This is a genomic window from Rhizobium sp. NRK18, from assembly GCF_024385575.1.
Lineage (GTDB): Bacteria > Pseudomonadota > Alphaproteobacteria > Rhizobiales > Rhizobiaceae > JANFMV01.
Map to the genome: position 1 here is coordinate 843,795 of NZ_JANFMV010000001.1, position 25,633 is coordinate 869,427.

Genomic DNA, 25,633 nt, shown 5'->3' on the forward strand with positions numbered 1-25,633 from the left:
GGCCTTTTTTGATGGGATGTCTGACGGATCAGGCGACCATGTCTTCGGCTTCGCTTTCCTTGAACATCTTGGCCAGATTCAGGAAGCAGATCATGCCTTCTTCGCTGGCGATGATGCCTTCGGAGAAGGACTTGTCGAAGGATGCCGAGATTTCCGGAACCGGCTGGATCTGGCTCGAAGGGATCGTCAGAATGTCCGAAACGCGGTCGACGAGCATGCCGATGACCATGTTGTGGACTTCGGCGACGACGATGGCGCTGCGCTCGTTGGCGACCGTCGACGGCATGCCGAGCTTCTTTGCGAGGTCGATGATCGGGATAACCGAGCCGCGCAGGTTCATCACGCCGATCACTTCCGGCGGAGAGTGCGGGATCGGCGTGGACGGAGCCCAGCCGCGGATTTCGCGGATGGTCGTGGTCTTCACGCAGAACTCCTGGTCATGCAGCCGGAAGGCAATGATTTCCAGATTTTCCGTACCGAAGTTGCTTGGGTTGATTGCCGTCGCCATTAGAATTCTTCCCAGTTGTTGGATGCCAGTGCCGCATTGCCGTTGGTGCGGGCAACCTGTGCCATCAGTTTCCGTGCAGGCGATGCTACCGCTGGGGCATCGGTCCGCGCCAATTGCACCCTACTGGAAGAATCTTGCCCAAATCTAAATCCTGCCAGCAGATCGCGCAGAATATCGGCTTCGCGCGACAGACCGTGGCTTGCAGCGGTGCTTTCTTCCACCATTGCCGCATTCTGCTGTGTGTTCTGGTCCATCTGGTTGACGGCGTTGTTGATCTCCTTCAGTCCGACCGACTGCTCGCGCGCACCCTCGACGATCGCCGCGACATTGGTGTTGATCGCATTGACCTGACCGACGATTTCGGTGAGCGCCCTGCCGGTCTCGTCGACCAGCTTGACGCCGTTGGCGACCTGCGCCGAGGAGTTCGAGATCAGGGTCTTGATCTCTCTCGCCGCATTGGCCGAACGTTGCGCGAGCTCGCGCACTTCCTGGGCAACGACGGCGAAGCCCTTGCCGGCGTCGCCGGCTCGTGCCGCCTCGACGCCTGCGTTCAGCGCCAGCAGGTTGGTCTGGAAGGCAATGTCGTCGATGACACCGATGATGTTGCCGATTTCCTTGGAGGAGGCTTCGATTTCGCCCATGGCGGTCACGGCCTTGCGCACGACCTCGCCGGATTTCTCGGCATGCGACTTGGTGTTGGCGACCAGTTCGCCGGCCTCGCGGGCTCGTGCCGCGCTGTCGGTTACAGTCTGGGTGATTTCCTCCAGGGCTGCGGCGGTTTCTTCGATGGCCGCTGCCTGCTGTTCCGTGCGTCGGGCAAGATCGTCGGAGGCCGTCCGGATTTCGGCCGAGCTTGCGGCGATCGTGTCGGCGTTGCCGGCAACCGTGCGCATGGCGTTGCGCAGATGCGACAGCGACGCATTGAAATCGTCGCGGATCCGCTCGAGCGCCGGCGGGAAGCGGTTGGTCAAGGTGTTGGACAGATCGCCCTTGGAGAGAGCGTCCAAGGCGTCCGCCAGGCTTTCGACCGCGTTGACGCGATCGGTGACGTCCGTGGCGAACTTCACCACCTTGAAGACATTGCCGTTCATGTCGAAGATCGGGTTGTAGGATGCCTGGATCCAGACCTCCCTGCCGCTCTTGCCGATGCGCTTGAATTCGTCGGCGACATACTGGCCAGCCGCCAGGTTTCGCCAGAATTCCTGATAATCCGGCGAACGAACGTAGTCGCGTTCGCAGAACATGCTGTGGTGCCTTCCGACGATCTCTTCGCGGGAGTAGCCGAGTGTATTCAGGAAATTCTCGTTCGCATCGAGAATTTCACCCTTCGGCGTGAACTCGATCATAGCCTGAGCGCGGGAAATAGCGTCGATCTTGCCGGAGTTCTCGGCCGCTTTCAGTTTTGCGGCAGTGACATCGCTTGCAATCTTGGTGATCTTGTAGACCTTGCTGCCCGAGAAGACGGGATTGTAGGATGCCTGGATCCAGACCTCCTTGCCACCCTTGGCAAGCCGCTTGTATTCGCCGTCGTCATAGCGACCGGCGCGCAGGTTCGCCCAGAAGGTTTCGTATTCCGGAGACGCCGTATAGGCGGGATCGCAGAACATGCGGTGATGCTTGCCCTTGATCTCGTCCAGCGTGTAACCGAGCGCCTTGAGGAAGTTGTCGTTCGCCCAGAGGACGGTTCCATCGGTGGCGAATTCGATGATGGCTTGAGATTTGCCGATCGCTTTCAGAACGGCTTTCTCGTCTGAACCCATAATGCTCATGCCTGTTCCTTCTCCTCCGTCACGGCTCCGTCGAGGGATTGGCCGTTGAACTTGTGTGACACTTGATGCTGCGAGGTCGAAACGACCGCAACGCAAGTGGTGTCTCGATGAGGAACAGTTTTAACGGGCAAAAATTAACAGATAAAAAACACAGGCGCCCGGCCGCATCTTCTGGGGCCAGGTCGGGAAAGTCCTAATTTTTTCTTACAAACGGTTCTACAGGACGATTATTAATGCTGCGGTAAGGTTTGAGTACAAGATGTAGGGATGCCCTTCGTTAAGATTGTATTCACTTCTGCAAAGGTTGGATAACCATGATTTCAACAAGCCTTTAATTTCTGCTGACGAAGGCGTCGGTTCCAGCATTGCCATTCCGCTATGGTCAACTCAGGCGGCGCGGGTCGGGCGATCGAAAATGCGGCGGCCGAACAGACTTGCGGTCAGTTCCACGAGAATGCGAGCGCTCTTGCCGCGATCATCCAGGAACGGGTTGAGTTCGACGAGATCGAGGGACGCGGTCAGCCCGCTGTCGCAGAGCAGTTCCATGATCAGATGCGCTTCGCGGAAGGTGGCGCCGCCGGGCACGGTCGTGCCGACACCGGGGGCGACGTCCGGATCGAGGAAATCGACGTCGAGGCTGACATGCAGGAGGCCGTTTTCGGCTTCCACCGCAGCGATGATCTGTTTCAGGATACTGCCGACGCCATGCTCGTCGATAGACCGCATGTCGAAGACATTGACGCCATGATCGGCGATCTCTTCCCGCTCGCGTTCATCGACCGAGCGGATGCCGACCTGATAGACCCTCGCCGGATCGACCAGCGGCCGCCCTTCCGGCAGGATATCGCCGAGATCGGCTTCGCCGCAATAATAGGCGACCGGCATGCCGTGAATGTTGCCGGAGGGAGAGGTGGCCGGCGAGTTGAAGTCGGCATGGGCGTCGAGCCAGAGCACGAAGAGCGGGCGGCCAGCCTCGGCTGCGTGGCGTGCCATGCCGGACACACTGCCCATGGCAAGGCTGTGATCGCCACCGAGCAGGATGGGTACGGTGCCGCTTCTGGCCGCATCATAGGTCGCCGCTTCGATCGCGCGGGTGAAGCCGGCGACGGCAGCGTAGTTCTTGGTGCCGGGGATGTCTGCGAGATCGCTTACCGGTGACGGCTCCAGATCGCCGGCGTCGATGACCTCATAGCCGAGTTCCGTCAGCGTCTCGTCAATGCCGGCAATCCTGAGGGCCGCGGGCCCCATGGCGCAGCCTCGTCTGCCGGAACCTTCCTCCAGCGGAATTCCAATCAGGGTGACGGGCTGCTTCATCTTCGACATGCTGACCTCTTCGATTTGCGTGTCTCTTATTATCGACGGGATTGATTTCACCAAAAAGACAGAAAACTGCCATTTCTGAACAGCAATCGAGCATATTGTCGGGCTGAAACTGCCGATCTGGCAGGTCGGTCGCGATCAATACTCTTTTTCGTAGAAGATGCCGCCGCCGGCCGATCCGTCGCTGCCGGCCTCACCGCGCAGCTTGACGCCCTTGCCGACATCCAGATTGATGATCGCCTTGCCGCCGGAGCTGCCGCTCTGTTCAAGCTGCAGATAGGTGCGGTTGTTGAGGTACTTGCCGGCCGTCACCTCGGCCTGTCCGTCATTGGTCGTCGAAACGTCGAGATCGTCGATGCCGAGGCCTGAGCGCAGGCTTTCGAACAGCGATGTGGAACGGCCGCCCGCCAGCTGGTTGACCGCGCTTGCCAGCTGGGCGATCTGCAACGGCGACAGTTTGGACATCGACGACCCGAAGATGAGCTGCGCCAGCACCTCGTCCTGCGGCAGGGCCGGGCTGGACGAGAAGGCGAAGTTCGGATCGTTGGCGTATCCGCTGACGCTAACGGTGATCGTGTTGGAATTGACCGAGGACGTGGCCGCCATGTCGAGCAAGGGGATCAACCCGCCGCCGAATGTGATCGTGCCGGTCGAGAAATCGAGGCGCTTGTTGAGGATTGTCAGGCGCCCGCGCTTCATGGTGAAGCCACCGGAGACGATGGGTGACGAGGCGGAGCCCTTGACGGTCAGATTGCCGCCGAGTTCCGCGTCGATGCCGCGGCCACGAACAAAGATCTCCCTTGGAGCGGAAATCGCCAGGTCGAGATTGAGGCCCGACGAGGAGGACTTGTCGCCGACTTGGCCCTGTTTGCCAATTTCGGCGGCCTGGGCCCGAACGTCTGCAGGCGCGTTGCGGTGGTTGACGTTGATCTCCGAAAGCGAAGCCGGCAGTTTCTGCGGCACGGTGATGGCCGTCTTCTGAAGCCGGACCTCGCCGGAGAGCGTCGGAGAGCCGACGAGCGGGCCGGTGAGGCTCAACTTGCCGTCGACGGTGGACGTCACCAGCGTACCGTCGACATAGACCGCATTGTCGAGCGTCATGCTTATGTCTGCCGGAAAACCGCTGCCGGCAGCAATGCCGACCGAGCCGGAGCCGGAGAGCGATCCGCCGGTGGCGAGCTTGCCCGACAGCGACGAGATCGTCGCGGTGTCGCCCGAAAGCGTGACGTTGGCATTCAGATCGTTGAGAACGAGGTTGCGCCGGACATCGATGAGCTGTGCGCCCTTGGCGTTCAGCGTGCCGGAAATCCGCGGGGCACTCGCCGCGCCGGAGACCGTCAGGTCTGCCGTGGCATTGCCATTGAGGACAAAGCCCTGCTCGGCGAGCTTGGCGGCCAGAAGCGAGAACGGCACGGGTCCCGAGAGCTGGTAGGATAGCGGCCTGTCGCCGGAAATGTTGATGCTGCCGTTGCCGCCGATGTCCAGCCCGCCAGGGCCGGAGAGGTTCGTCTGCAGGTCCAGCTTGTTGTTGGCGAAGGTTCCGTTGGCCTTCAGGCCGAACGCGGGAAGACCCTGCGACCGGCTGGCGGCCACGGCGGCATTTCCCCAGTTGAGATCGAAATCGACCACCGGGGACGAGACTGCGCCCTTGGCCGTCAGATTGCCGGAGATGGAGCCTTCGGCGCCGAGCGTCGGGACGAAGCTGTTGGCGAGGTCCGCCGGCAGGTTGGTGATTTTCGCCTGAACATCGAGGCTGGAGCCGACAGATCCGCTGGCGGAGACCGAACCGGAGCCCGCCTTGACGGTCAGATCGTTGAAACGGGCGGCGCCGTTTTCGACGGTGATGTCCACCGGCTTGGCGAGCGAGAGCGGTATGCCGCGCGGCTTGGCCTGAAAATCGTCAAGCGAAACGACGGTGCCGTTCGCGGTGGTCAGCCGTCCGTCAGCCTTCAGAGGCGCGTTGTCGTAATTGCCGAGCAGCTTGAAATCGGTCGCGCTGCCCTGCTGGTCGAAATCGAGCGAGAGGTTCTTGACCTGGTTGCTCCCCGAGGCCACAGAGATCGCCTTCACGCTGCCGTTGGCCGCAAGCTGGTCGCCGATGGTCGCGGTCATGTCGACCTTCGGCTCGGTCACACTTGCGGTTCCTGCCTGAAGCTTCTTGCCGTTGGCGGTAACCGAAAGCTTGGTCGTACCCGACTGGCTGGTTATGTCCACCGCCCCGGCAAGGTCGCCAGACGCCTGCTGGCCCGCGAAAGCCGCGAGCAGGGAGACGTCCGGAAAGTCGAACGTGATCTTGCCGTCCGGGGTGAAGTCCGCCGAAAGGTCGACTGCGCCTTCGAGGTGGTTGGGGCCGACATCGGCCGTCAGTTCCGGCAGGCTGATCTTGCCGTCCTTCGAGACCACATTGGCCTTCGCGTCGATCCTTTGACCATCCAGCTTGCCGCTGGCTGTCAGCGCCGCCTCGGGGGCGTCCGGATTGGCGGTCCCTTTGGCCGATACGCTGAGGCTCTCCAGCGTTTTGCCGGCCATCGAGACGTTCTCGGCTTCGGCGGACGCATCGAATTTAAGGGCCGTCAGCGGCCCAGCGAGCGATGACTTGAAGCTGACGGAACCGGCCGTGTTGGCTACAAATCGCGACAGTTCGGGAATGTTGCCGGCAATGTCGGCCGTCAGCTTGCTGTCGGCCAGCGTGGCATTGCCGCTGAGGTCGAGCGCGTCAGATTTGACCATCAGGTTGGAGAGCGCAATCGAGCCGGGCAGCGTCGCGTCGAAATCGGTGCGCACCTGTATCGTGTCGGAGACCTTCGCGGCCAGTGCTTCCGGCAGGGTAGCGGGCAGGGCGAAAAGCTGGAGGTTGCCGGTCACGCGCCGCTCGGAAACCTGGTAGCCGCCATTGATGGTGCCGCCGATCGAGGCGCTTTCCAGTTCCGTGCCGTCGAAGCCGATCCGGTTCTCCGAGATTTTCAGGGGCGCCGTCAGTTTCAGCGGCGCGCGAACGAGGCGCTGCAGGTTCGGGTCGGCGAAGGCCGTGCTGCCGACAGAAAGCGTCGTCGCAAGCTGCCCGGTCCTGCCGGCGACGTCGAAGGACGAGCTTGCCGCCGTCATGGCGATGTCGCCTGCCGAGATGCCGGGCATCGAAACCGATTGCAAGGCAGCAGACAGCTTGATGCCGGACGCCGTCGCCGGACCGGTAACCGAAAGCCGGGCGCTGGTGATCAGCGCGCGCAGTTCGCCTTCGGCCAGCGGCCAGCGGAAATCGATCGGACCGGAGACCCCGGAAATGCTGGCCTGGAGGTCGTTCTGACCTGCGGGATCGAGTGCCCCGGATGCAGACAGATTGAAACTGCCGTTCGAGATATCCGATTTCTGGACGGTGATCTTGCCGTTTTCGTTGAACGAGCCGGCAACGTTGATATCCGTTTCTCCGGCGAAGAACGTGCGGAACGTCTCCGGCAGCAGGGCGGAAATTTCGCCGCCGCCCGTCAGGCTGACGTCATGGGTGCCGGCGACGGTCTGGCGATGCGTTCCCTTGATCGTCACCAGTTTCTGTCCATTGGCCGAGCCGCTGAGCGTGCCCGACCAATTCGACAACGGGCCACTGCCGTCGAGCGACAGGTCGATCGCGGGCTCGCCGGCGATGTTCAGGGCCTTGACCAGAAGGCCGCCCGCGGGCTCAGAGACCGACGCCTTCAGCGTCAGACGGTTGTCGTCCGGTGCGAAGAGAATGTCGGCCAGCGCCTTGGCGTCCGGCACATCTCGCCGGTTGAGAGCGAGGTTGAGGGCAACACTGCTGTTGTCGGCTTCCGCAGAGCCATCGAGGGTCAGGTCGAATGGCCGGCCGGTGATGGTCTCGGACAAGGCGATCTCCGGCACCGTCAGCCTGTCGACGTCGATGGCGACGGGAAGCGAGAAGCCGGTCGACTTCGTCTCTGTCGTGTCTTGCGCTGCCGGCTTCGGCATACGCATCAGCGCGACCTTGTCGGCGGCGACCGTCTGGGCGTGGAACTTCCCGCCAAGCAGTTCGAGCGGCGACCAGTTGACCGCGAGATTGCTGATCGTCGCGAAGGCTCCGTCCTCGTCGGAAACCGTGACGCTCTTGACGCGCAGATGGCCGCTCAGGAGGCCGGAAGGACCATCGATGGCGATCTGCCGCTCGGGTGTGGAGATCACACCGGCAACCTTGCCGGCGGCATACTGGGTGAGGGAGGGGACGAAGCCAGCTGCCAGGATGACGGCGACGGCCAGCGCCAAAAGCACCACAAGGCCGATACCGGCATATTTCGTGATCTGGCCAAGGGCGCGAATCAAACTGCTCATCCTCAAGTAGTTACAGGCATAAAAGGTCTATAGAAGGGCGTTCGCCTGCTTATCAGAAGGTTTGGCCGATGCCGGCGTAAATGCCGTACTTCGTGCCGTCAGGATAGGGGTTGAGCGGCATGGCGAAATCGAGGCGTATCGGTCCGAACGGCGTTGCATACCGCAGCCCGATGCCGGCTCCGGCACGAATGTCCGAAAAGTCCGGATAGAGCTCGCTCGATACCGTGCCGACATCCAGGAACGGCACGACGCCGATCGTATCGGTGACACGGATGCGGGCTTCGAAGGAGCCGATGGCATAGGAGCGGCCGCCGAGGGCGTCGCCGTCCGCATTGTAGGGCGATATCTCCTGATAGGCATAGCCTCGAACCGAGCCGCCGCCGCCGGCGTAGAACCGCTTGGTGGCCGGAATGTTTTGCAGCGACGAGGTCAGAAGCGAGCCGGCGGAGAGCTTGGCGGCGAAGACGACATTGTCATCTGCTCCGAAGGCCTTGTAGCCTGAGATCGACCCTTCGAGCGACAGGTAGGGTGCTGCGCTGAGGAACTCGTATCCGGGCTCGGCGGATGCGGTGAGGCGATAGCCTTCCGTCGGGTTCAGGGCATTGTCGCGGGCATCGCGCACATAGTCGAAAGGGGTCGCGAAGGTCAGATACTGATTGTTGCCATAGGCATCGTCGGTATCTTCGTAGGACAGTTCCAGCCCGCCGGTCAGGGTGTCCTTGTCGCTCAGTTCATAGGCAATCGCCGTCGTTCCCGACACTTTCGCGGTGTCGTAGGAGTCCGTGTGTTCCGTCTTGGCGACCAGGCCGGCGGTGAAGGTCGCCTGCGGTACGAATGCGCCCGGCTTGGTGAAGGTGATGCCGGCCGAGTAATCGAGCTTTTTGTAGTCGGTGGTCTCGCCGATGCCGGACACCGCGCCTTCGATCTTGAGCGCTTCCGCCTGGCCGAACAGGTTGCGATGCCCCCAATAACCCTTCAGGCCGAAGCCGTCGATGGTCGAGTAGTCGGCGCCGAAGCCGAAATAGCGGTGCTTGCCTTCCGAAACGTCGATCTTGACGGGGATTTCGCCGGCGCCGTTGAGCTTGTCGCCTTCCTTGACCGTGACGCTGGAAAACACGGCGAGCTTTCTCAGCCGGTCGCTGGCGGCCCGCAATTCTTCCGGGGAATAGGGCTTGCCTTCGTTCAGCCGGGAATAGCGGCGGATGAAATCGGGATCCACCGATTTCTGACCGTTGACGCTCACTGGACCAAGCGGCGCGATGGGGCCACTTTCCGAGCCGATGGTGACGTCGACGAGATCGGTATCATGGTCGGCGACCACTGCGCGCTTCGTCAGTCGCGCCAGGGGGCGCCCTTCGGCCTTCAGGTCATCGACAACCTTTTCAGCGGCCTTGAGGATGACCAGAGAGCTGGCATCGCCCCCCGGTACCAGCTCGTAGTTTACGGGGTCAAGCCGCTGGGCGTCGCCTTCGAATGTCACGTTGCCGATCTTGAAGACCGGGCCCGGGTCCACGGAGATATCGACCTTTGGTGGCGACGCGCGGTTGAACGTTTCGGTCGGGCCGATCTGGTCGATATCCCGGCCGTTGATGGTGATGGTGACCACACCGCCATAGCGGGCATTCTCATAAAGGGCCGCGACCAGACGGTCGCGATCGTCGCGCGCCTTGACGATGAGGCCGAGATCGCCGGAGACGGGCGTGTCCTTGTCCTGAACAAGAAGGGAGCTTTCCTCGAGCTTTTCCTTCAGGTCCGCGTCACTGGATGTGAGATTGAGTTCCGCATCATATTTGACCGGATCGACCACATCGACCGATTTTTCCTTGGTACCCCAAAGATGAATCCCGAAAAGTTCGAAGGCGGATGCAGGCGGCGACATCGCCGAAAATGCAAATAGCGCAGCCGCGGCAGCGACCAGGGGCCGGTGGCGTGACAACGCAAAACTCATTCTAGGTCCGCTCGGTCTCTTCAACATTGGTACAGCCATTGTCTCAGACCGATACGATCGAGGCAACAATCATCTACCTTCCGAGTGGTGGTCTATGACAAATTTTCCGGAGGCGTCGAACGACTGTCACACTTGCCATGTCAGCCAGCGCAAGAGCCGGATCGAATATGACATGAGACTGCGGCCTCACCGCGGCCCCAAAAAAAGCGAAGGCGCACCATCAGGTGCGCCTTGCTGGGATCGATTAACGGTAGCCAGCCGGGCAATCGTCAACATAGCGGCGGCCGTAACGGTCGCGGTAGTAGCACTTGCCGGGCTCGTTGGCCGAGCCGATGACAGCGCCTGCGACGCCACCGATTGCTGCGCCGACGGCTGCGCCGCGGACGTTACCGGTTGCCAGACCACCGATGACAGCGCCGGAAGCAGCGCCGATACCGGCTCCCTTTTCAGTCTGGGTGCAGCTTGCGACGGACAAGCCAACAAGAATGAGGACAATTGCCTTTTTCATCTACTCTCTCCAAATTTTGTCAGCCGCTTGATCCGCTGGACCGGAAGGCGGCTTCTGCTCCCGGATCCCTGTTTCCCGCCAACGCCCCTGGGCGAAATCGGGTATTACGCAAAACGTCGTCTGCCGGTCTTGACCTAAACTTCGAGCCGGTCGCAGTCCCCGCTGTCTTCAAGCAGTTGCGACACTTGATGTGGCTCACTCAGAGTATTTCAAGATGCATCCAAGTTGAAGGCTCATCACATAAATAAATCCAAGGGATGTTTGTTCCCCGGCTCATTAAATAAAATTAATGTCCATACGCCTGCTTCACCCCCCAACTTTTCATCGGTCGAGGACCGGGCAGCCATAGTGGTTGGCGAAAGCGATCTGGCGCCAGCGCCTATCCAGGCGACCGCCGATCACAATTGCACGATCCGAAACGGATGCGACTTCCGGAAAGCGATAGCCGTATCGCTCTGCCTTTTCCTTCGCGAGGCTGATTTCACAGCGCATGCGTCCATGCGATTCGTCATCGGAACTGCCGCCGACCCCACTGGTAGTCGTGTCGCCGTCGTATTGAGTTCTGTTCTTGCTGGATTGGCCGCCGGTGATGATGATCGTGCCATCGGCAAACGATGCCGCCGGCATGGCGAGAAAGCTTCCCATGGCGATGCTCGCCGCGATGATGGTCGTAAATGCCTTGCCGTACATGGAACACTCCCGGTCAGGGTTATCGAGCCTCGCTAACGCTTGTACTTTTTATATGAACGGGTGGATGAACGCCAACAAAACCGGTCGTTCATCTGGCGTTCATTTTTCCAAGCGACTCTGTTTTTGATTTGCATCAAGGCCGCAGGTGAATCGTCCGGATATTGAAAGGTCCGGCAGCCCCGTTTCAGCCGGTGGGCCCAATCGACGCACTGCGCCGTGGGTGGCACGAAAAAAGGTTGACGATTGGAATGATTCAAAAGAAAACGGTTCCACCTGTCTGGAGATAATGATGGATTTCGAGAACTACTTTCAGAGCGAACTTGCCGGCCTTCACGAAGAAGGGCGTTATCGCGTGTTCGCCGATCTGAAACGCAACAGCGGCCAGTTTCCGCGTGCCACCCGCTTCACGGACAAGGGTGAGCAGCAGGTTACCGTCTGGTGTTCCAACGATTATCTCGGAATGGGACAGAATCCCAAGGTGATCGAAGCCATGAAAACGGCCATCGACCACTGTGGCGCGGGTGCCGGCGGCACCCGGAATATCTCTGGAACCAATCACTACCACGTTCTGCTGGAGCGCGAGCTTGCCGATCTGCACGGCAAGGAATCAGCGCTGATCTTCACGTCCGGCTACGTTTCCAACTGGGCCGCACTTGGAACCCTCTGTTCCAAGATTCCGGGAATGATCGTGTTCTCGGATGCGCTGAACCATGCTTCGATGATCGAAGGCATCCGCCATTCGCGTTGCGAGCGGGTGATCTGGAAGCACAACGACGTCAAGGATCTGGAAGCAAAGCTGGCCGCTGCCGATCCGAAGGCGCCGAAGATGATCGCGTTCGAATCGGTCTATTCAATGGATGGCGACATTTCGCCGATCAAGGAAATCTGTGATCTCGCCGACAAGTATGGCGCCATGACCTATCTCGACGAAGTGCATGCCGTCGGCATGTATGGTCCGCGCGGCGGCGGCGTTGCCGAACGCGAAGGTCTGATGGATCGCCTGACCGTCATCGAAGGCACGCTCGGCAAGGCGTTCGGCGTCATGGGCGGCTACATCACCGGCTCTGCCGCGCTTTGCGATTTCGTCCGTTCGTTCTCTTCGGGCTTCATCTTCACCACGGCTCTGCCGCCGGCTCTGGCCGCAGGCGCGATTGCCTCGATCCAGCATCTGAAGGTCTCGCAGGACGAGCGCCGCGCCCATCAGGAGCGCGTCCGCCGGATGCGGTCGCTGCTCGATGCCCGCGGCATTCCGCACATGCCCAATCCGAGCCATATCGTGCCGGTCATGGTCGGCGATGCCGCCAAGTGCAAGTGGATCTCCGATATCCTGCTCGACAGCTACGGCATCTATGTGCAGCCGATCAATTATCCGACGGTGCCGCGAAAGACGGAGCGCCTGCGCTTCACCCCGACGCCGCTGCATTCCGACGAGGACCTGAACCACCTGGTCGGCGCCTTGCACGACCTCTGGTCGCAGTGTGCGCTGGCGCGCGCCGTCGCCTGATCTCAAAAGACATTGCTTGAATTCCGGTGCGGGTCATTTCTAAATGGCCCGCACTTTTTATTTGATGAAGGATTTTTTCATGTCGCTTGAAAGCCGCCTCAACCAAGTCATCGACGCCGCCATTTCCGGCGAGACGATCGTCGGTGCGGTCGTTCTGGTTCACCAGAATGGGCGCCCTGTCTACGAACGGGCCGCCGGCTATGCGGACCGCGAGAGCGGCAAGAAGACGGCAAAGGACACGATCTTCCGGATGGCCTCTGTGACGAAGCCGCTGGTGGCGGCCACGGCGCTGGCGCTGGTGGAAAAGGGCGAGCTGGCGCTGGAGGCACCGGTCTCCGACTATCTGCCCTGGTTCCGTCCTAGGCTTGCCGATGGCGCGCCGGCGGCGATCACCATACACCATCTGCTGACCCATACCTCGGGTCTTGCCTATGATTCGTCGCTCGAGCAACTGCCGGTGGAAGAAAGGATCAATCAGGGCCTGCTCAACACGGATCTGGACTTCGAGGCGAATTTCTCGCGCGTGAACCGTCGCCCGCTGGGCTTCGCGCCCGGGGCGTCCTGGATGTATTCCTACGCGACCGACATCCTCGGCGCAGCTATCGCCGCGGTGACGGGTGGGACGCTGGAGGCGGCCGTCGTCGAGCATGTGTGCGGCCCGCTCGGCATGAACGACACACGCTTCCATGTCACCGACACGGATCGGCTGGCGACGGCCTATGCCGATCAACGCCCCCGTCCGATGCCGATGACCGATCCGCAATGGCTTTCAAACGACGAAGGCGCGTCGTTCAACTTCTCTCCGTCGCGGATATTCAATCCGTCAGCGTTCCAATCGGGTGGTGCCGGAATGGCCGGAACAGCCGTCGATTTCATCCGCTTCCTCAATGCGCTTCAGAAGGGCGGCGAGCCGATCCTGTCGCGTGAGATGACGGAAAAGGGACTGTCGAACCAGATCGGCAGGCACCTGCACAGCCCGGGCGTCAAGTTCGGCTACTTCGGCTCGGTGACGGTGAACCCGGAAGCGGCGGAATTGCCGGTGCCGGCCGGAACGGTGACGTGGGGCGGTGTCTACGGCAACAGTTGGCTCCTCGATCCGAAGAACGGCATCAGCCTCGTCTCGTATTCCAACACGGCACTTGAAGGGTGCACCGGAGCATTTCCGAACGATCTGGTGAAGGCGCTCTACGCCGCCTGATCTTTGATCACAGGCCGGCGATGAATTCGGCTGCCGTCCGCCTCGCCTCGACGTCGGCGGCGAAGACGTCCTCGATCGATGCGGCCGGCGAAATTGATGACAGGCGATCCATTGCGGCCTCGACGATGTCCGCCATCTGCAGGAAGCGGATCCGGCCTTCGACGAAGGCTTCGAATGCGGTTTCTTCGGCTGCATTCATGATGCAGCCCTGCAGGCCACCGCGATGCATGGCGAGACGCGCCAGACGCAGGGCGGGGAAGCGCTCCTCGTCCGGTGCCTCGAAATCCAGGCGGCCGATCTTCGCGAAATCCAGCCGGTCGACATTGAGCGGCGAGCGGGCGGGATAGGTCAGAGCGTAGCCGATGGCGGTGCGCATATCCGGCACGCCGAGCTGGGCGAGCACGGAGCCGTCCGTGTAGCCGACCATGGAGTGGACGATCGATTGCGGGTGGACGACCACCTCGATCTGCTCCGGCGTGGCGGCAAAGAGATGCTGCGCCTCGATCATTTCAAGTGCCTTGTTGAACATGGAGGCGCTGCCGATTGAGATCTTCAGGCCCATGGACCAGTTCGGGTGGGCGCGGGCGGTCTCGACTGTGACATTGGCCATGTCTTCCCGCGACCATGTGCGGAACGGGCCGCCGGACGCCGTCAGGATGATGCGCTCTAAAGCATGGCGCTGGTGTTCCTCCAGCGTCTGGAAGATCGCGCTGTGCTCGCTGTCGACCGGAATCAGTTTGCCGCCGCCGCGCCTGACTGCCTCGACGAAAAGCGGGCCGGCCGAAACGAGGCACTCCTTGTTGGCGAGCGCGATATCCGCGCCGCGTTCGGCTGCGGCAAGTGTCGGGGCAAGACCGGCGGTGCCGACGATCGCGGCCATCACCCAGTCCGCGTCCATCGCGGCCGCTTCGGCCAGGCCACTGGTGCCTGAAGCCACGGCGATGCCGCTGCCTGCCAGGGTGACCTTGAGCTCCTGGTATCGCCTGTCGTCTGCTGTCACGGCCAGTTTGGCGCCGACCAATTTCGCCTGTTCGGCCAAAAGGGCGATGTTGCCGTTGCCGGTCAGGGCCATCACGTCGAAACGTTCGCGTCCGCCAAGCTGGCCGATGACGTCGAGCGTGCTGACGCCGATGGAGCCGGTGGAGCCGAGGATCGTGACGGATTTTCTTGTCATTGCAGGCCGTTCTTCTTCCGTTTGCGCTGCTCTACAATTCCTCGGCTCGTACAGCAAGGGGCGGATGGGCGCAGGCATGCCGCAAGATGGGATGCTGTCAGATGATTTCCGCCGTCTCGCCGGCGATCTTCAGGACCGTGAGCCGGCCGGTCTTGTAGGCACCGGTGTCGATGCCGATGCGACCTCCCGCGAATGTCGGCTCCAGAGACGGAGTATGGCCGTGGACGACCGTCAGTCCGGGCAGTTGGGGCCCAAGCGTCAGGAAGGGTTCCCTGATCCAGAACAGGTCCTCGTCGGCCTGATCGGCCAGCGGCTTGCCGGGAACGACGCCGGCATGGGTGAAGAGATAGGGCGCCGACGAGACGCAGATCGGCAACGAGCCCATGAAGTCGAGATGGCTTTGGGGGAGGACCTCATTCAGGACCGTGCGCAATGTGTGTCCGGTGCCGTCCATGTTCAGATATTTGTAGGGGTCCACGCCGTAGGAGGCGACAGTCTCCGTCCCGCCCCAGTCGAGCCAGGCTCCGTTTCCCTCGATGCCGGCGAGAAAGGCCAGCATGATCGCCTCGTGATTGCCTGTGAGGCAGATGCGATCGAAGCCCGTCGGCGGCGCGGCGATCAGGTGTTCGATGACGCCGTATGAGTGCGGCCCGCGGTCGATATAGTCGCCGAGCATGATGATCAGCTTGCGGCCGCCAGACTTGCTATTCTCGCGCATGCGCTCCTCGGCGCCGAGCAGCAGGTCGAGATGACCATGTACATCTCCGACGGCAAAGATTTCGTCGTATTCGTCGCGACCGACGATCAGGCGGTGTCTACTCATCGGATGTCCTGGCTTGTCAGCTGGTGTTCACGCGGATGCGGGCGAGAGGGGCACGCGCTTGAAGCCTTCGCTGGCGATCATCAACTGCCTTGTATAGTCGGCCTGAAACTCGCGGCTTTCAAGAGCGGAGGCATCCAGCATCTCGACGACTTCGCCGCCGCGCATGACAGCCAGTCGCCCGCACATGTGGTTGATCACGGCGAGATCGTGGCTGACCATGACGAAGGTGAGGTTGCGGTCGGAGCGGGCCTGTTCGAGCAGGTTCAAAATTTCCGCCTGGATGGAGGCATCAAGGGCCGATGTCGGCTCGTCAAGCAGCAGGATCTTCGGCTCCACGATCAGTGCGCGGGCAATGGCGATGCGCTGGCGCTGGCCGCCGGAGAGCTGGTGCGAGTAGCGGAAGCGGAAACCGGAGCCGAGCCCGACCTCGTCGAGCGCGCGACGGATGCGGGTCTCGGTGTCACCGAAGCCGTGGACGACAAGCGGTTCGAGCAGCAGCCGGTCGACGGTCTGGCGCGGATGCAGCGAGCCGTAGGGATCCTGGAAGACCATCTGAACCGTGCGGTAGAATTCCTTGTCGCGGCGCTTCGGTCCGTATCGGCGCCCGTTGACGGTAAGCGCACCGCTGTCGAAATGGGTGAGGCCGGCGACGGCGCGCAAGAGCGTCGATTTCCCAGAACCGGATTCGCCGACGATGCCGAAGGACTCACCCTCCCGAACGGAAAGGCTGACATTCTTCAACGCGCGATGGCCGGAGAAGCTGACGGTCATGTCGCTGACGGTGATGGCGTCTGTCATTGGCTCCACTCCGTTTGACGCTGGAGGACGGGCAGGGGATGGCGGTCGTTGCCGATCTGCGGCAGGCAGTTCAGGAGCCCTTGCGTGTAGGGATGCTTTGCCTCCCCGAGCGCCGAGGAGGACAGCTCCTCGACCACCTTGCCGGCATACATGACGAGAACGCGGTCGCAGAAGGTGGTAACCAGTCGCAGGTCGTGCGAGATGAAGATCAGGCCCATGCCCCGCTCGGCGACCAGTCTGTCGAGAATGGCGAGCACGTCGAGCTGAACGGTGACGTCGAGCGCCGACGTCGGTTCGTCGGCAATCAAGAGTTCCGGGCCGGTGACCAGCATCATGGCGATCATGATACGCTGGCCCATGCCGCCCGAGACCTCGTGCGGATGCAGCTTGAAGACGCGTTCCGGATCGCGGATCTGTACGGCTTCCAGCATGTCGAGCGAACGGCGGCGTGCCTCTGCCTTGCTGATCCTCTCGTGTGCCAGCAGGGTCTCGATGATCTGCTTGCCGATCGGCATGACGGGGTTCAGCGAGTATTTCGGATCCTGCAGGATCATGGAAATCCGCTTGCCCCTCAGGCTCCGGCGCAGGGCGGGGGGTGCCTCGAGAAGGTCGATGCCGTCGAAATTCAACCGGTTGGCTGTAATCTTCGCATGCGGCGGCGTCAGGCCCATGATGGCGCGGCCGGTCTGCGACTTGCCGGAGCCCGACTCGCCGACGATGCCGAGCCGCTCCCGCCCGAGCGTGAAAGACACGCCGCGCACGGCATTCACTTCGCCGGTGCGGGTTGGGAAGGTGACGCGCAGGTCGTCGACTTCGAGGAGGTTGCTCATTGGCCGGCCTCCTTCGGATCGAGCGCGTCCCTGAGACCGTCGCCGAGCAGGTTGAAACCGAGGCTGACGATGAGGATGGCGACGCCGGGGGCGGCGGCCACCCACCACTGGTCGAGAATGAAGCGGCGGCCGTCGGCAATCATCGCGCCCCATTCCGGCAGTGGCGGTTGCGCGCCGAGGCCGAGAAAACCGAGGCCGGCGGCCGTCAGGATGATGCCGGCCATGTCGAGCGTCACACGCACGATCAGCGACGACATGCAGAGCGGCATAACATGGCGGATGACGATGCGGGTGGGTGAGGCGCCCATCAGCTTGACTGCCGAGATGAAGTCCGAGTTTCGGAAGGTCAGTGTTTCCGCCCTGGCGATGCGCGCATAGGGCGGCCAGGAGGTGACCGCGATCGCCAGAATGGCGTTCTCGATGCCGGGACCGAGGGCTGCGACCAGCGCCAGCGCCAGCACCAGTTTCGGAAAGGCGAGGAAGATGTCGGTGATCCGCATCAGCACGGTATCGACCCAGCCGCCGGCATAGCCCGCCATGGTGCCGATGATGAGGCCGATGGGGGCGGCGATGATCGCCGCCAGCGACACGACAAGCAGCGTCAGGCGCGAGCCGTAGATGAGTCGGGAGAGAATATCCCGGCCCTGGCCGTCGGTGCCGAGCCAGTGTTCGGCGTTCGGAGCCAAAAGGCGGGCGTTCTTCAGATCGCCGACAACCGGCGAATAGGGTGCCAGCAGATCGGCAAAGGCGGCGACGAACAGTAGGCCGATCAGGATCCACATGCCGACGACGGCGAGCTTGTTGGCGGAGAACTGCCGCCAGATGACATAAGCGCGGCCGAGTCTGGCCTGCATGCGGGTCTGCGGCCTGTCTGAGAGGAGCCATTCCCGCCGGCTCATTTTCTGTGTCGGGGCGGTCGCGGTCATCGGCTTCTCGTCCTCGGGTCCAGCGTGCGGTAGAGAATGTCGGTGAACAGGTTGATGGCGATGAACACCGAGCCGACGACGATGGTGCCGCCGAGAACCGCATTCATGTCGGCGTTCTGCAGCGAACTGGTGATGTATTGCCCGAGACCCGGCCAGGAGAAGATGGTTTCCGTCAGGACGGAGCCTTCCAGCAGGCCGGCATAGGAGAGCGCGATGACGGTGACGAGCGGCACGGCGGCGTTGCGCAAAGCATGGAACCAGATGATGCGGCTTTCGGAAATGCCCTTGGCGCGGGCGGCGACGATGTATTCCTGGCTCAGCTCGTTCAGCATGAAGGACCGCGTCATGCGGCTGATATAGGCGAGCGAGAAATAGCCGAGCAGACCCGCCGGCAGGATGATGTGGCGCATGACGTCGGCCAGAACTTCCCAGTTTCGCTGGAGGATGGCGTCGAGAATGTAGAAGCCGGTCTGCGGCGTGAACGTGTATTCGTAGACGATGTCGATACGGCCGGGGTAAGAGACCCAGCGAAGCTTGGCGTAGAACAGGACCAGCGAGATCAGGCCCAGCCAGAAGACCGGGACGGAATAGCCGATCAGGCCGACGACGCGGACGATCTGGTCTGCAAGGCTGCCGCGCTTGACGGCGGCGAGCACGCCCAGCGGAATGCCGGTGATGGTGCCGATGATGGTGCCGAGCGTCGCGAGTTCGATCGTCGCCGGGAAGACGCGCTTGATGTCTTCCATCACCGGATGGGTGGTCAGCACGGAGGTGCCGAAATCGCCGGTCAGGGCCTTCTGCACGTAGATGATGAACTGCTGGTAGAGCGGCAGGTCCAGCCCGAGTTCGGCGCGCACGCGGGCGATCGCCGATGCCGGCGCGCGGTCGCCGAGGATCGCCAGAACCGGATCGACCGGGATCACACGACCGATGAAGAAGGTTACCGCCAGCAGTCCGAGATAGGTGGTGACGATCGTCACAAGAAAGCGGATGACGGGCATGATGTAGCTGGAAGCGCGGGCGGTTGCCCGCCGCGCTTCACTGGTATGATCGATGGAGGTCAATGGCATTGTCCCTTGCGCAGGGATTACTGCTTGGTGACCGTATCGAGATAGTTGGTGTCGAAGGTCGGCCCGAGCTTGTAGCCGCCGAGGTTGGCACGATAGGCCGCGACTTCGGTTTCCTGCCACATGATGACGAACGGACCTTCCTCAAGCACCTTCTTCTGCAGGTCCTTGTACATGTCCGAACGCTTGGCTGTGTCCTTCTCCAGAAGGGCTTCCTGGGCTTCCTTCGTCAGGTCCGGCCGGTCCCAAGCATTGCGCCAAGACAGCGTCTTGGTCTTGGAATCGTCGGAGTTGTCGAGGTTCGACGTGAAGGTGTCGGCGTTGGAGTTCGGATCCCAGTAGTCCGTGCCCCACTGGCCGATATAGATGTCGTGGTTGCGGGCACGGTACTTGGTCAGCGTCTGCTTGCCATCGCCCGGGATGATTTCCAGCTTAACGCCGCCTTCGGCAAAGGTCTGCTGCAGCGCTTCGCCAACGGAGCTGACCGGCGGGTTATTGCGTACGTCCATCGTCACCGAGAAGCCGTCCGGATAACCGGCCTTGGCTATCAGTTCCTTGGCCTTGGCAGGATCGAACTTGTAGGGGTTCTCATCCAGCGCACCGAACATGCCGCTCGGCAGGAAGGTCTGGTGGGTCGTGCCGATATATTTGATCAGCGTCGATTCCAGTGCGTCGTAATCGACTAGGTACTTCATCGCCTCGCGCACTTCGGGTTTCGCAAGGATCTCGTTCTTCTGGTTGAGGCTGAAGTAGTAGACCGTGCCCTTCGGCGCGGAGACCGTCTTGATGTCCGGGTTCGAGGCGATCGCGTCCAGATCCTGCGGCTGCAGCTTGCGGGCGATGTCGATGTCACCGTTTTCCAGCGCCAGGCGCTCGCCGGCGCTTTCCGGCATGTGGCGGTAGATCACATGCGCCATCGCCGGCTTCTCGCCGAAGTAGTTGTCGTTGCGGTCGAGCACGATGACTTCGTTGGCGCGCCAGTCGCGGATGGTGAACGGGCCGGAGCCGGCATAATGGGTCTTCAGCCATTCATTGCCGTAATCATTGTCGAACTTGTATTCGTCCGAAGGCGTGACGCTTGCGACATGCTCCATGACGACCTTCTTGTCGACGACGGAGGCGACGGTGGCCGTCAGGCAGTTCAGAACGAAGCTCGGCGCATAGGCCTTGTCGGTGGTGAAGGTGAAGGTCGTCTCATCGACGGCCTTGGCCATGTCGGTCACGTTGTCGCCGGTCAGCCCGAACTGCTGCAGGATGAAGGCCGGGTTCTTGTTGAGCTTGACGGCGCGCTCAAACGACCAAGCGACGTCTTCGGCGGTGATCGGGTTGCCGGATGCGAATTTCAGACCGGGCTTCAGCTTGAAGGTGAAGGTCTTGCCGTCGTCGGAAACCGTCCAGCTTTCCGCGATCGAGGGTTTCACTTCCGAGGTGTTTTCGGTGTTGAGGCTGATCAGCGTGTTGTAGGTGTTGCCGTTGACTTCGCCCATGGTGATTTCAAAGGCTTCGGCGGGATCGAGCGTGATGACGTCGTCGATCGCCCAGCCGATCACCAGCGTGTCCTTCGGTGTCTCGGCGAAGGCCTGCGGTGTGGCGGCAACGAGAAGGCCGAGGGCCGCGCCGGCGGAAAGCATGCGGAAGTGCTTGTTGAACGTGGTCATGATCGTCATTGCGATTTCCCCTTTTTGATTTTTGAATTTGTGCGGTCTGCTGGTCTTCAGGCTTCGTTCCAGGCGGATTTTAGTACCCTCAACCAGTTATCCCTGCAGATTTTTGCCAATTCTTCTCCGTTAAGCCCCAACTTTTCAAGAGCCAAAATCAGAACCTGATTTCCCGCTGCGTCGTGAATCGCGTCGGGCACCAGTGCTCCGTCGAAGTCCGAGCCAAGCGCCACGCAATCGATGCCCATGCGCTCCAGCATGTGCTCGACATGCCGTGTCATGTCCGAGATCGGCGTGTCGCCGTCGGCGGCAGCGTCCGGGCGCAGCATGGTCACGGCGTAATTCAGCCCGACCAGGCCGCCGCTCTCCTTGACGGCATCCATCTGCCTGTCGGTCAGGTTTCTGGCGATCGGCGTGATGGCGTGCACATTGGAATGGCTGACGATCAGTGGCTGGTCGGTGGTCTTGGCCACGTCCCAGAAACCGGCCTCGGTGATGTGGGCGAGGTCGACGGCAATGCCCAGCCTGTTGCAGGCCTTTATGAGATCGAAGCCGGCGTCGGTCAGCCCCGGTCCGCAATCGGGGTCGGCGGGATAGGAAAACGGCACGCCATGACCGAAGACGTTGTTGCGGCTCCAGACCGGACCGAGGGAGCGCAGGCCGGCCGCATGAAATGTCTCGAGCGCGGCCAGATCCGGGCCGATCGCCTCGCAGCCTTCCATGTGCAGGACGGCGGCGAAGACACCGGTGTCGGTCGCCTGGCGGATGTCGGCGGTCGACCGACAGACCTTCCAGCCGCCGGCGCGGTCGAGCTCGAAGGCGATTGCCGCAAACTCCAGTGCGATGTCCAGCGACGGGCTGCGCTCCAGCGGCGCGGCAAGCGGCGTGGCGTAATGGCCGTTGGCATCCGGGTCGAACTGCATCGGTCCCTCGGACGGGATGTAGATCGCGCAAAGCCCGCCGGCGAGCCCGCCCTTGCGGGCGCGGGGCGCATCGATGTGTCCCTTGTCCGTGCCGCCGATGAACTCCGCAATCGGGTCGCCGCCATCCTTTCGCGTCCTCCAAAGCCGCAAAAGCACGTCGTTGTGACCGTCGAATACCAGTTCCATGTCGGGGCTTTCACATCGGATGAGGAGCGGAAGAGACCGGGACGGCATGCCGTCCGGACGGGAAATCGTTCGCAGACCCGACCACACTAGAGCCAGCTCCGCAAAATGCGCAAGCCAAAAAGGCGGATGGGTTCATGCGCGAAGGGAATGGCATCGAGGGCGGGGTGATGCCATCGTATAGGGGCTTTTGGGACATGGGCGGAGAAGGTTTGGGCACATTCGGATATCAATCCAAACTTATGCAACTTTAAGCATGTAGCGCAGGTCGCGTCGACGTCGCGGTATCACCCTCCGTATTCGCATACCATACCAGTAAACCCGTATTGTCGCCCTGACGGAATTGCCGCTGATGGAATGTGGTCGTCAGCGATCTCCGTAACCCGTGCCATACAGGCTATCTGTATCGGATGCCACAATCTCCCTGTTTGCGAAAATTCAATCTTTAGGTGAAACCTTGCGTGGATTATCGACTTAAGCGGGGAAAAATGGAGCGGATACCTGCATTCGACGGCGTGAGAGCCATGGCGGCCTTGGCCGTTCTCGCTTTGCATTGCCGTGTGCCCTTAGTGGGAGGTGGCGCGATCGGCGTCGACATTTTCTTCGTGTTGAGCGGCTACCTGATTACCGGCTTGCTCGTCACAGAGTTCAACAACACCGGAGCGATCGATATTCGTCGCTTTTATGTGAACCGCGCAATCCGCTTGCTACCACCCCTGCTCCTGATGCTCTTGGCCTTCGTTCTGATAGTGGGCTTGCTTGCGCCGCAAGCTCACCCTGAGACCATGGCACTCATGGCCGCGTTCTATGTTACGGACTACTCGATGGCGATCTGGAATTTTCCCCAGCAACTGGGCCACACCTGGTCTCTGTCAGTAGAAGAACAGTTTTACCTCATCTGGCCTTTCGTTATCCTTTTCCTTCTAAGGCTTGGCCGTCAGAAAGCGATTGCCGTAATGATCGGCCTGCTGGCGGCGTCAATCGGCTGGCGCGCCATCGACGCTACGATCTGGGGCAGTTGGGAGTGGACGAACTATCGCTTCGACACACATATGAGTGGGCTTGTCATGGGTTCTCTCCCTGTGATTTTGGATTGGAGGCCAAAACCGGTATTGGCGGAGAAGCTGGTTCGACGCGCTGGCAGCCTCCTCCTCGTCGCGATGATGTTGTTTCCTGCTCAGTCAGCCTTAGCTCTCGGGCTGCTGAGTCCTGTTGTTGAAGTGTGTGCAACTCTCTTTATAATTGCGCTTGCCGCAGGCCCGGAAACGACGACCTCACGTATCCTATCCTCACGTCCGTTCGTCTATATGGGGCTTCTCTCCTATTCTATCTACCTGTGGCACTATCCGCTTGCTTTTGCCCTAAACGGCATTTTTCCACCGGTCGTTAATGCCCTGATCGTGTCTGCGCTTTCGATCGTGATCAGCGCTATCTCATACCGATACGTCGAGCGGCCATTACGCGACGCCCGCAGGCGTTTCAGGGGGCGCCGACAGCTGATCGAGGCAGGCGTGGCTTCGGACTGATGGCAGACATACGTCAGTGCTGCATTCCCTTCTGCCGACGACGCAATGATAAAGACTATAACGATTGACGGTGCGCCGATCTTTGTCAGCTGGTTTCGAAGCAGATCAACGGCATTGACCGGTCTCAGCAACGCCACCGCAATAAGATCATGCAGAGAAGGCCAAGTTACTCAGACTGATCGGCCGACGAAAAGGTTCTCCAGAGCGGTTGAGGGCGATCGCCAAATGGCGGTGATTGATCTGGCAGAGACGCACTTCAAGGCGCAGGCATCCGGTCAACTGCGGGTATATGACGAAGACTGCTCACGATATGGCTCACTTGCGAGAATGGCGTTTAACGGGAGAATTCTCCGGCGTGCTGTCAAAAAAGCCAAAAGGCCAAAAAGGCGGATGGGTTCATGCGGGAAGGGAATGGCATCGAGAGCGGGGCCGCTTTTGACCGGGGCGCAAAAGACAGATTGTGCCGGGCAGCGTTTCCGGCGATATCGCAGCGATATTGCCGCGCTCACCCTTTGGCTCAATTGTGCCGGGGCATTTCTGTATTGTTATTGTGGCCGGACATACCTGAAAGGGGGGTGACTGATACGGGCCTGCGCAACGGTATTTCTTTCCCTGATTGCTCTTTTGTCGATTTTAGTGCATCAGAAGAAAAGAAAGGGTTTCGGGGCGTGGTTTATATTGAAGAATATTGAATATCCTTACAAGTCGGCTATCTCCGCGGTGGCGGAGCATAGTTATAACTGGTTTGACATCTTGTGGGCAAGGTTTGAGACGTTCAAAGTACTTCGCCGGGAACGCCGCAGAACCAAACTCATCGATATCCGCTGTCTGCGCAACAGCGGTCCAACCGTACTGGAACCCGACGATGTCGGGTTGATTATGGTCGTGCGAAATGAAGCCAAGTTGCTTCCCTCCCTGCTGGCTCATTATCGCAGATTGGGGGTCTCTCGCTTCGTTTGTCTGGATGACCAATCAGATGACGGGACGAGAGAACTTCTACTTTCGCAGGCTGACGTGGATGTGTGGGAGTCTTCCGTTCGCTTCAAGGAGGCGAGGCGTGGGCAGTATTGGCGGGAAATGCTGTTCGGGATCTACGGTGCCGACCGTTGGTACCTTAGCATCGATTCTGACGAATTCCTTGTTTATGAGAACTGGGAAAGCGTTTCCATTCGTGACGTGATCCGCAAATTGGACGATGCAGGCGAAACGCGGCTTGCGGCACCCATGCTTGATCTTTATCCGATCGCCGACCCGGCTTCGATGGGCGCGATTGAGTTGGCGGCCTTGATGCCCTGGCAGATCGCCGATCACTTCGACTGCAGTGGATACAGGCTGCGCCGGACTAAGCGCGGGGTCAGCCTGACGGGAGGCTCACGTGCGAGAAAATTCGGCACTGGCGCGGAGATGATGAAATTTCCCCTTCTTTACTGGGACGGCTCTGGGCATCTCGGCGGGAGTATTCACAGGCCTTTGCCCTATGAGAGAAATTTCGGCCCCATAAGGGGCATTCTCCTCCACTTCAAATTTCTGCCGAACTACAGGGAGAAGTTCGCCGAGGCCATCGCCGACAAACAACATTTCAACGACCAGGTGGAGTATCGCGGAATGATGTCCGTGATTGAAAGGGAAGGCTATCTGGACCTGGCATCCGATCGCACAATCAAGTTCGAGAATGTGGAGCAATTGATAGAGCTTGGATTCCTCCTCCCTATCGATCTCTCCTGAGGCATCATCGGGACGAATGCTTCGAAACACTCGGCGCAAAACAGCTCACTTGCCTTTGTGACCTGTGTGTCGCTTGCCTGAGATCCGCAATAATGGATTTTTATGCTTCCTGCCGCACAATCGGAAACCTGATAGAGCGGCTGTGACTTCAGCGATCAAGTGGTGATCCCGACGCGATTCGAACGCGTGACCCTCAGATTAGGAATCTGATGCTCTATCCTGCTGAGCTACGGGACCA

20 protein-coding genes and 1 tRNA gene are annotated in these 25,633 nt (G+C 60.8%); 5 read left to right on the top strand and 16 right to left on the bottom strand.

The features are described from left to right. Window positions 1-28: 28 nt before the first annotated feature. From NN662_RS03905 to NN662_RS03935, 7 genes are all read right to left on the bottom strand, one after another. Window positions 29-508 carry a chemotaxis protein CheW gene (locus NN662_RS03905; RefSeq protein ID WP_261929004.1) on the bottom strand — a complete coding sequence of 160 codons (480 nt, stop codon included), beginning with the start codon at window positions 506-508 and terminating at the stop codon, window positions 29-31. Beyond that, window positions 508-2,277 (bottom strand): PAS domain-containing methyl-accepting chemotaxis protein, encoded by a 1,770-nt coding sequence (locus NN662_RS03910; RefSeq protein ID WP_261929005.1) that lies wholly within the window; start codon window positions 2,275-2,277, stop codon window positions 508-510. Before NN662_RS03910 ends, NN662_RS03905 begins: the two co-directional genes overlap by 1 nt. Before the next feature lie 387 nt (window positions 2,278-2,664). After that, window positions 2,665-3,600, bottom strand: a complete 936-nt coding sequence (gene rocF / locus NN662_RS03915; RefSeq protein WP_261929006.1) for an arginase — start codon at window positions 3,598-3,600, stop codon at window positions 2,665-2,667. Window positions 3,601-3,735: 135 nt separating this feature from the next. Further along, window positions 3,736-7,914 (bottom strand): translocation/assembly module TamB domain-containing protein, encoded by a 4,179-nt coding sequence (locus NN662_RS03920; protein ID WP_261929007.1) that lies wholly within the window; start codon window positions 7,912-7,914, stop codon window positions 3,736-3,738. 52 nt (window positions 7,915-7,966) lie between these two features. Further along, entirely contained in the window at window positions 7,967-9,862 is a 1,896-nt protein-coding gene (locus tag NN662_RS03925) for an autotransporter assembly complex protein TamA (RefSeq protein WP_410010903.1), read from the bottom strand. A 244-nt stretch (window positions 9,863-10,106) separates the two neighbouring features. Continuing rightward, window positions 10,107-10,370 (bottom strand): YMGG-like glycine zipper-containing protein, encoded by a 264-nt coding sequence (locus NN662_RS03930; RefSeq protein WP_261929009.1) that lies wholly within the window; start codon window positions 10,368-10,370, stop codon window positions 10,107-10,109. 321 nt (window positions 10,371-10,691) lie between these two features. Next, window positions 10,692-11,060, bottom strand: coding sequence for a hypothetical protein (locus NN662_RS03935; RefSeq protein ID WP_261929010.1), 369 nt, complete (start codon window positions 11,058-11,060; stop codon window positions 10,692-10,694). Window positions 11,061-11,349: 289 nt separating this feature from the next. On the opposite strand from NN662_RS03935, the gene hemA reads away from it, so the two are divergent. Continuing rightward, window positions 11,350-12,564, top strand: a complete 1,215-nt coding sequence (gene hemA, locus NN662_RS03940) for a 5-aminolevulinate synthase (protein WP_261929011.1) — start codon at window positions 11,350-11,352, stop codon at window positions 12,562-12,564. 79 nt (window positions 12,565-12,643) lie between these two features. Continuing rightward, the gene (locus tag NN662_RS03945) at window positions 12,644-13,762 is read left to right on the top strand and encodes a serine hydrolase domain-containing protein (RefSeq protein ID WP_261929012.1); all 1,119 of its coding nucleotides are present in this window, start codon (window positions 12,644-12,646) and stop codon (window positions 13,760-13,762) included. Window positions 13,763-13,769: 7 nt separating this feature from the next. On the opposite strand, the gene dxr is transcribed toward NN662_RS03945, so the two are convergent. The 8 genes from dxr to NN662_RS03985 form a co-directional block, all read right to left on the bottom strand. Then, window positions 13,770-14,936 carry a 1-deoxy-D-xylulose-5-phosphate reductoisomerase gene (gene dxr, locus NN662_RS03950; protein ID WP_261929013.1) on the bottom strand — a complete coding sequence of 389 codons (1,167 nt, stop codon included), beginning with the start codon at window positions 14,934-14,936 and terminating at the stop codon, window positions 13,770-13,772. Between the two features lie 97 nt (window positions 14,937-15,033). Further along, window positions 15,034-15,759 (bottom strand): metallophosphoesterase, encoded by a 726-nt coding sequence (locus NN662_RS03955; protein ID WP_261929014.1) that lies wholly within the window; start codon window positions 15,757-15,759, stop codon window positions 15,034-15,036. Window positions 15,760-15,786: 27 nt separating this feature from the next. Continuing rightward, the gene (locus NN662_RS03960; protein WP_261929015.1) at window positions 15,787-16,557 is read right to left on the bottom strand and encodes an ABC transporter ATP-binding protein; all 771 of its coding nucleotides are present in this window, start codon (window positions 16,555-16,557) and stop codon (window positions 15,787-15,789) included. Beyond that, on the bottom strand, window positions 16,554-17,387 hold the full coding sequence (locus tag NN662_RS03965; RefSeq protein ID WP_261929016.1) for an ABC transporter ATP-binding protein: 834 nt from the start codon (window positions 17,385-17,387) through the stop codon (window positions 16,554-16,556). Before NN662_RS03965 ends, NN662_RS03960 begins: the two co-directional genes overlap by 4 nt. Beyond that, entirely contained in the window at window positions 17,384-18,313 is a 930-nt protein-coding gene (gene nikC / locus NN662_RS03970) for a nickel transporter permease (RefSeq protein ID WP_261929017.1), read from the bottom strand. Before nikC ends, NN662_RS03965 begins: the two co-directional genes overlap by 4 nt. Next, window positions 18,310-19,314 (bottom strand): ABC transporter permease, encoded by a 1,005-nt coding sequence (locus tag NN662_RS03975; RefSeq protein WP_410010959.1) that lies wholly within the window; start codon window positions 19,312-19,314, stop codon window positions 18,310-18,312. The genes nikC and NN662_RS03975 overlap by 4 nt, the downstream gene beginning before the upstream one ends. Window positions 19,315-19,400: 86 nt before the next feature. After that, a complete protein-coding gene (locus tag NN662_RS03980; protein WP_261929019.1) occupies window positions 19,401-21,047 on the bottom strand; it encodes an ABC transporter substrate-binding protein in 1,647 nt (548 codons plus the stop codon). A gap of 47 nt (window positions 21,048-21,094) precedes the next feature. Beyond that, window positions 21,095-22,147, bottom strand: a complete 1,053-nt coding sequence (locus NN662_RS03985) for a dipeptidase (protein WP_261929020.1) — start codon at window positions 22,145-22,147, stop codon at window positions 21,095-21,097. Between the two features lie 458 nt (window positions 22,148-22,605). Between NN662_RS03985 and NN662_RS03990 the strand changes: the two genes are divergently transcribed. From NN662_RS03990 to NN662_RS04000, 3 genes are all read left to right on the top strand, one after another. Further along, a complete protein-coding gene (locus tag NN662_RS03990) occupies window positions 22,606-23,670 on the top strand; it encodes an acyltransferase family protein (RefSeq protein ID WP_261929021.1) in 1,065 nt (354 codons plus the stop codon). A 398-nt stretch (window positions 23,671-24,068) separates the two neighbouring features. Further along, on the top strand, window positions 24,069-24,362 hold the full coding sequence (locus NN662_RS03995) for a hypothetical protein (RefSeq protein WP_261929022.1): 294 nt from the start codon (window positions 24,069-24,071) through the stop codon (window positions 24,360-24,362). Continuing rightward, window positions 24,349-25,395, top strand: a complete 1,047-nt coding sequence (locus tag NN662_RS04000; protein WP_261929023.1) for a glycosyltransferase family 2 protein — start codon at window positions 24,349-24,351, stop codon at window positions 25,393-25,395. The genes NN662_RS03995 and NN662_RS04000 overlap by 14 nt, the downstream gene beginning before the upstream one ends. A gap of 160 nt (window positions 25,396-25,555) precedes the next feature. Here the strand turns inward: NN662_RS04000 and NN662_RS04005 are convergent. Further along, window positions 25,556-25,632 (bottom strand) — tRNA-Arg (locus NN662_RS04005). Between the last annotated feature and the right edge of the window lies 1 nt (window position 25,633).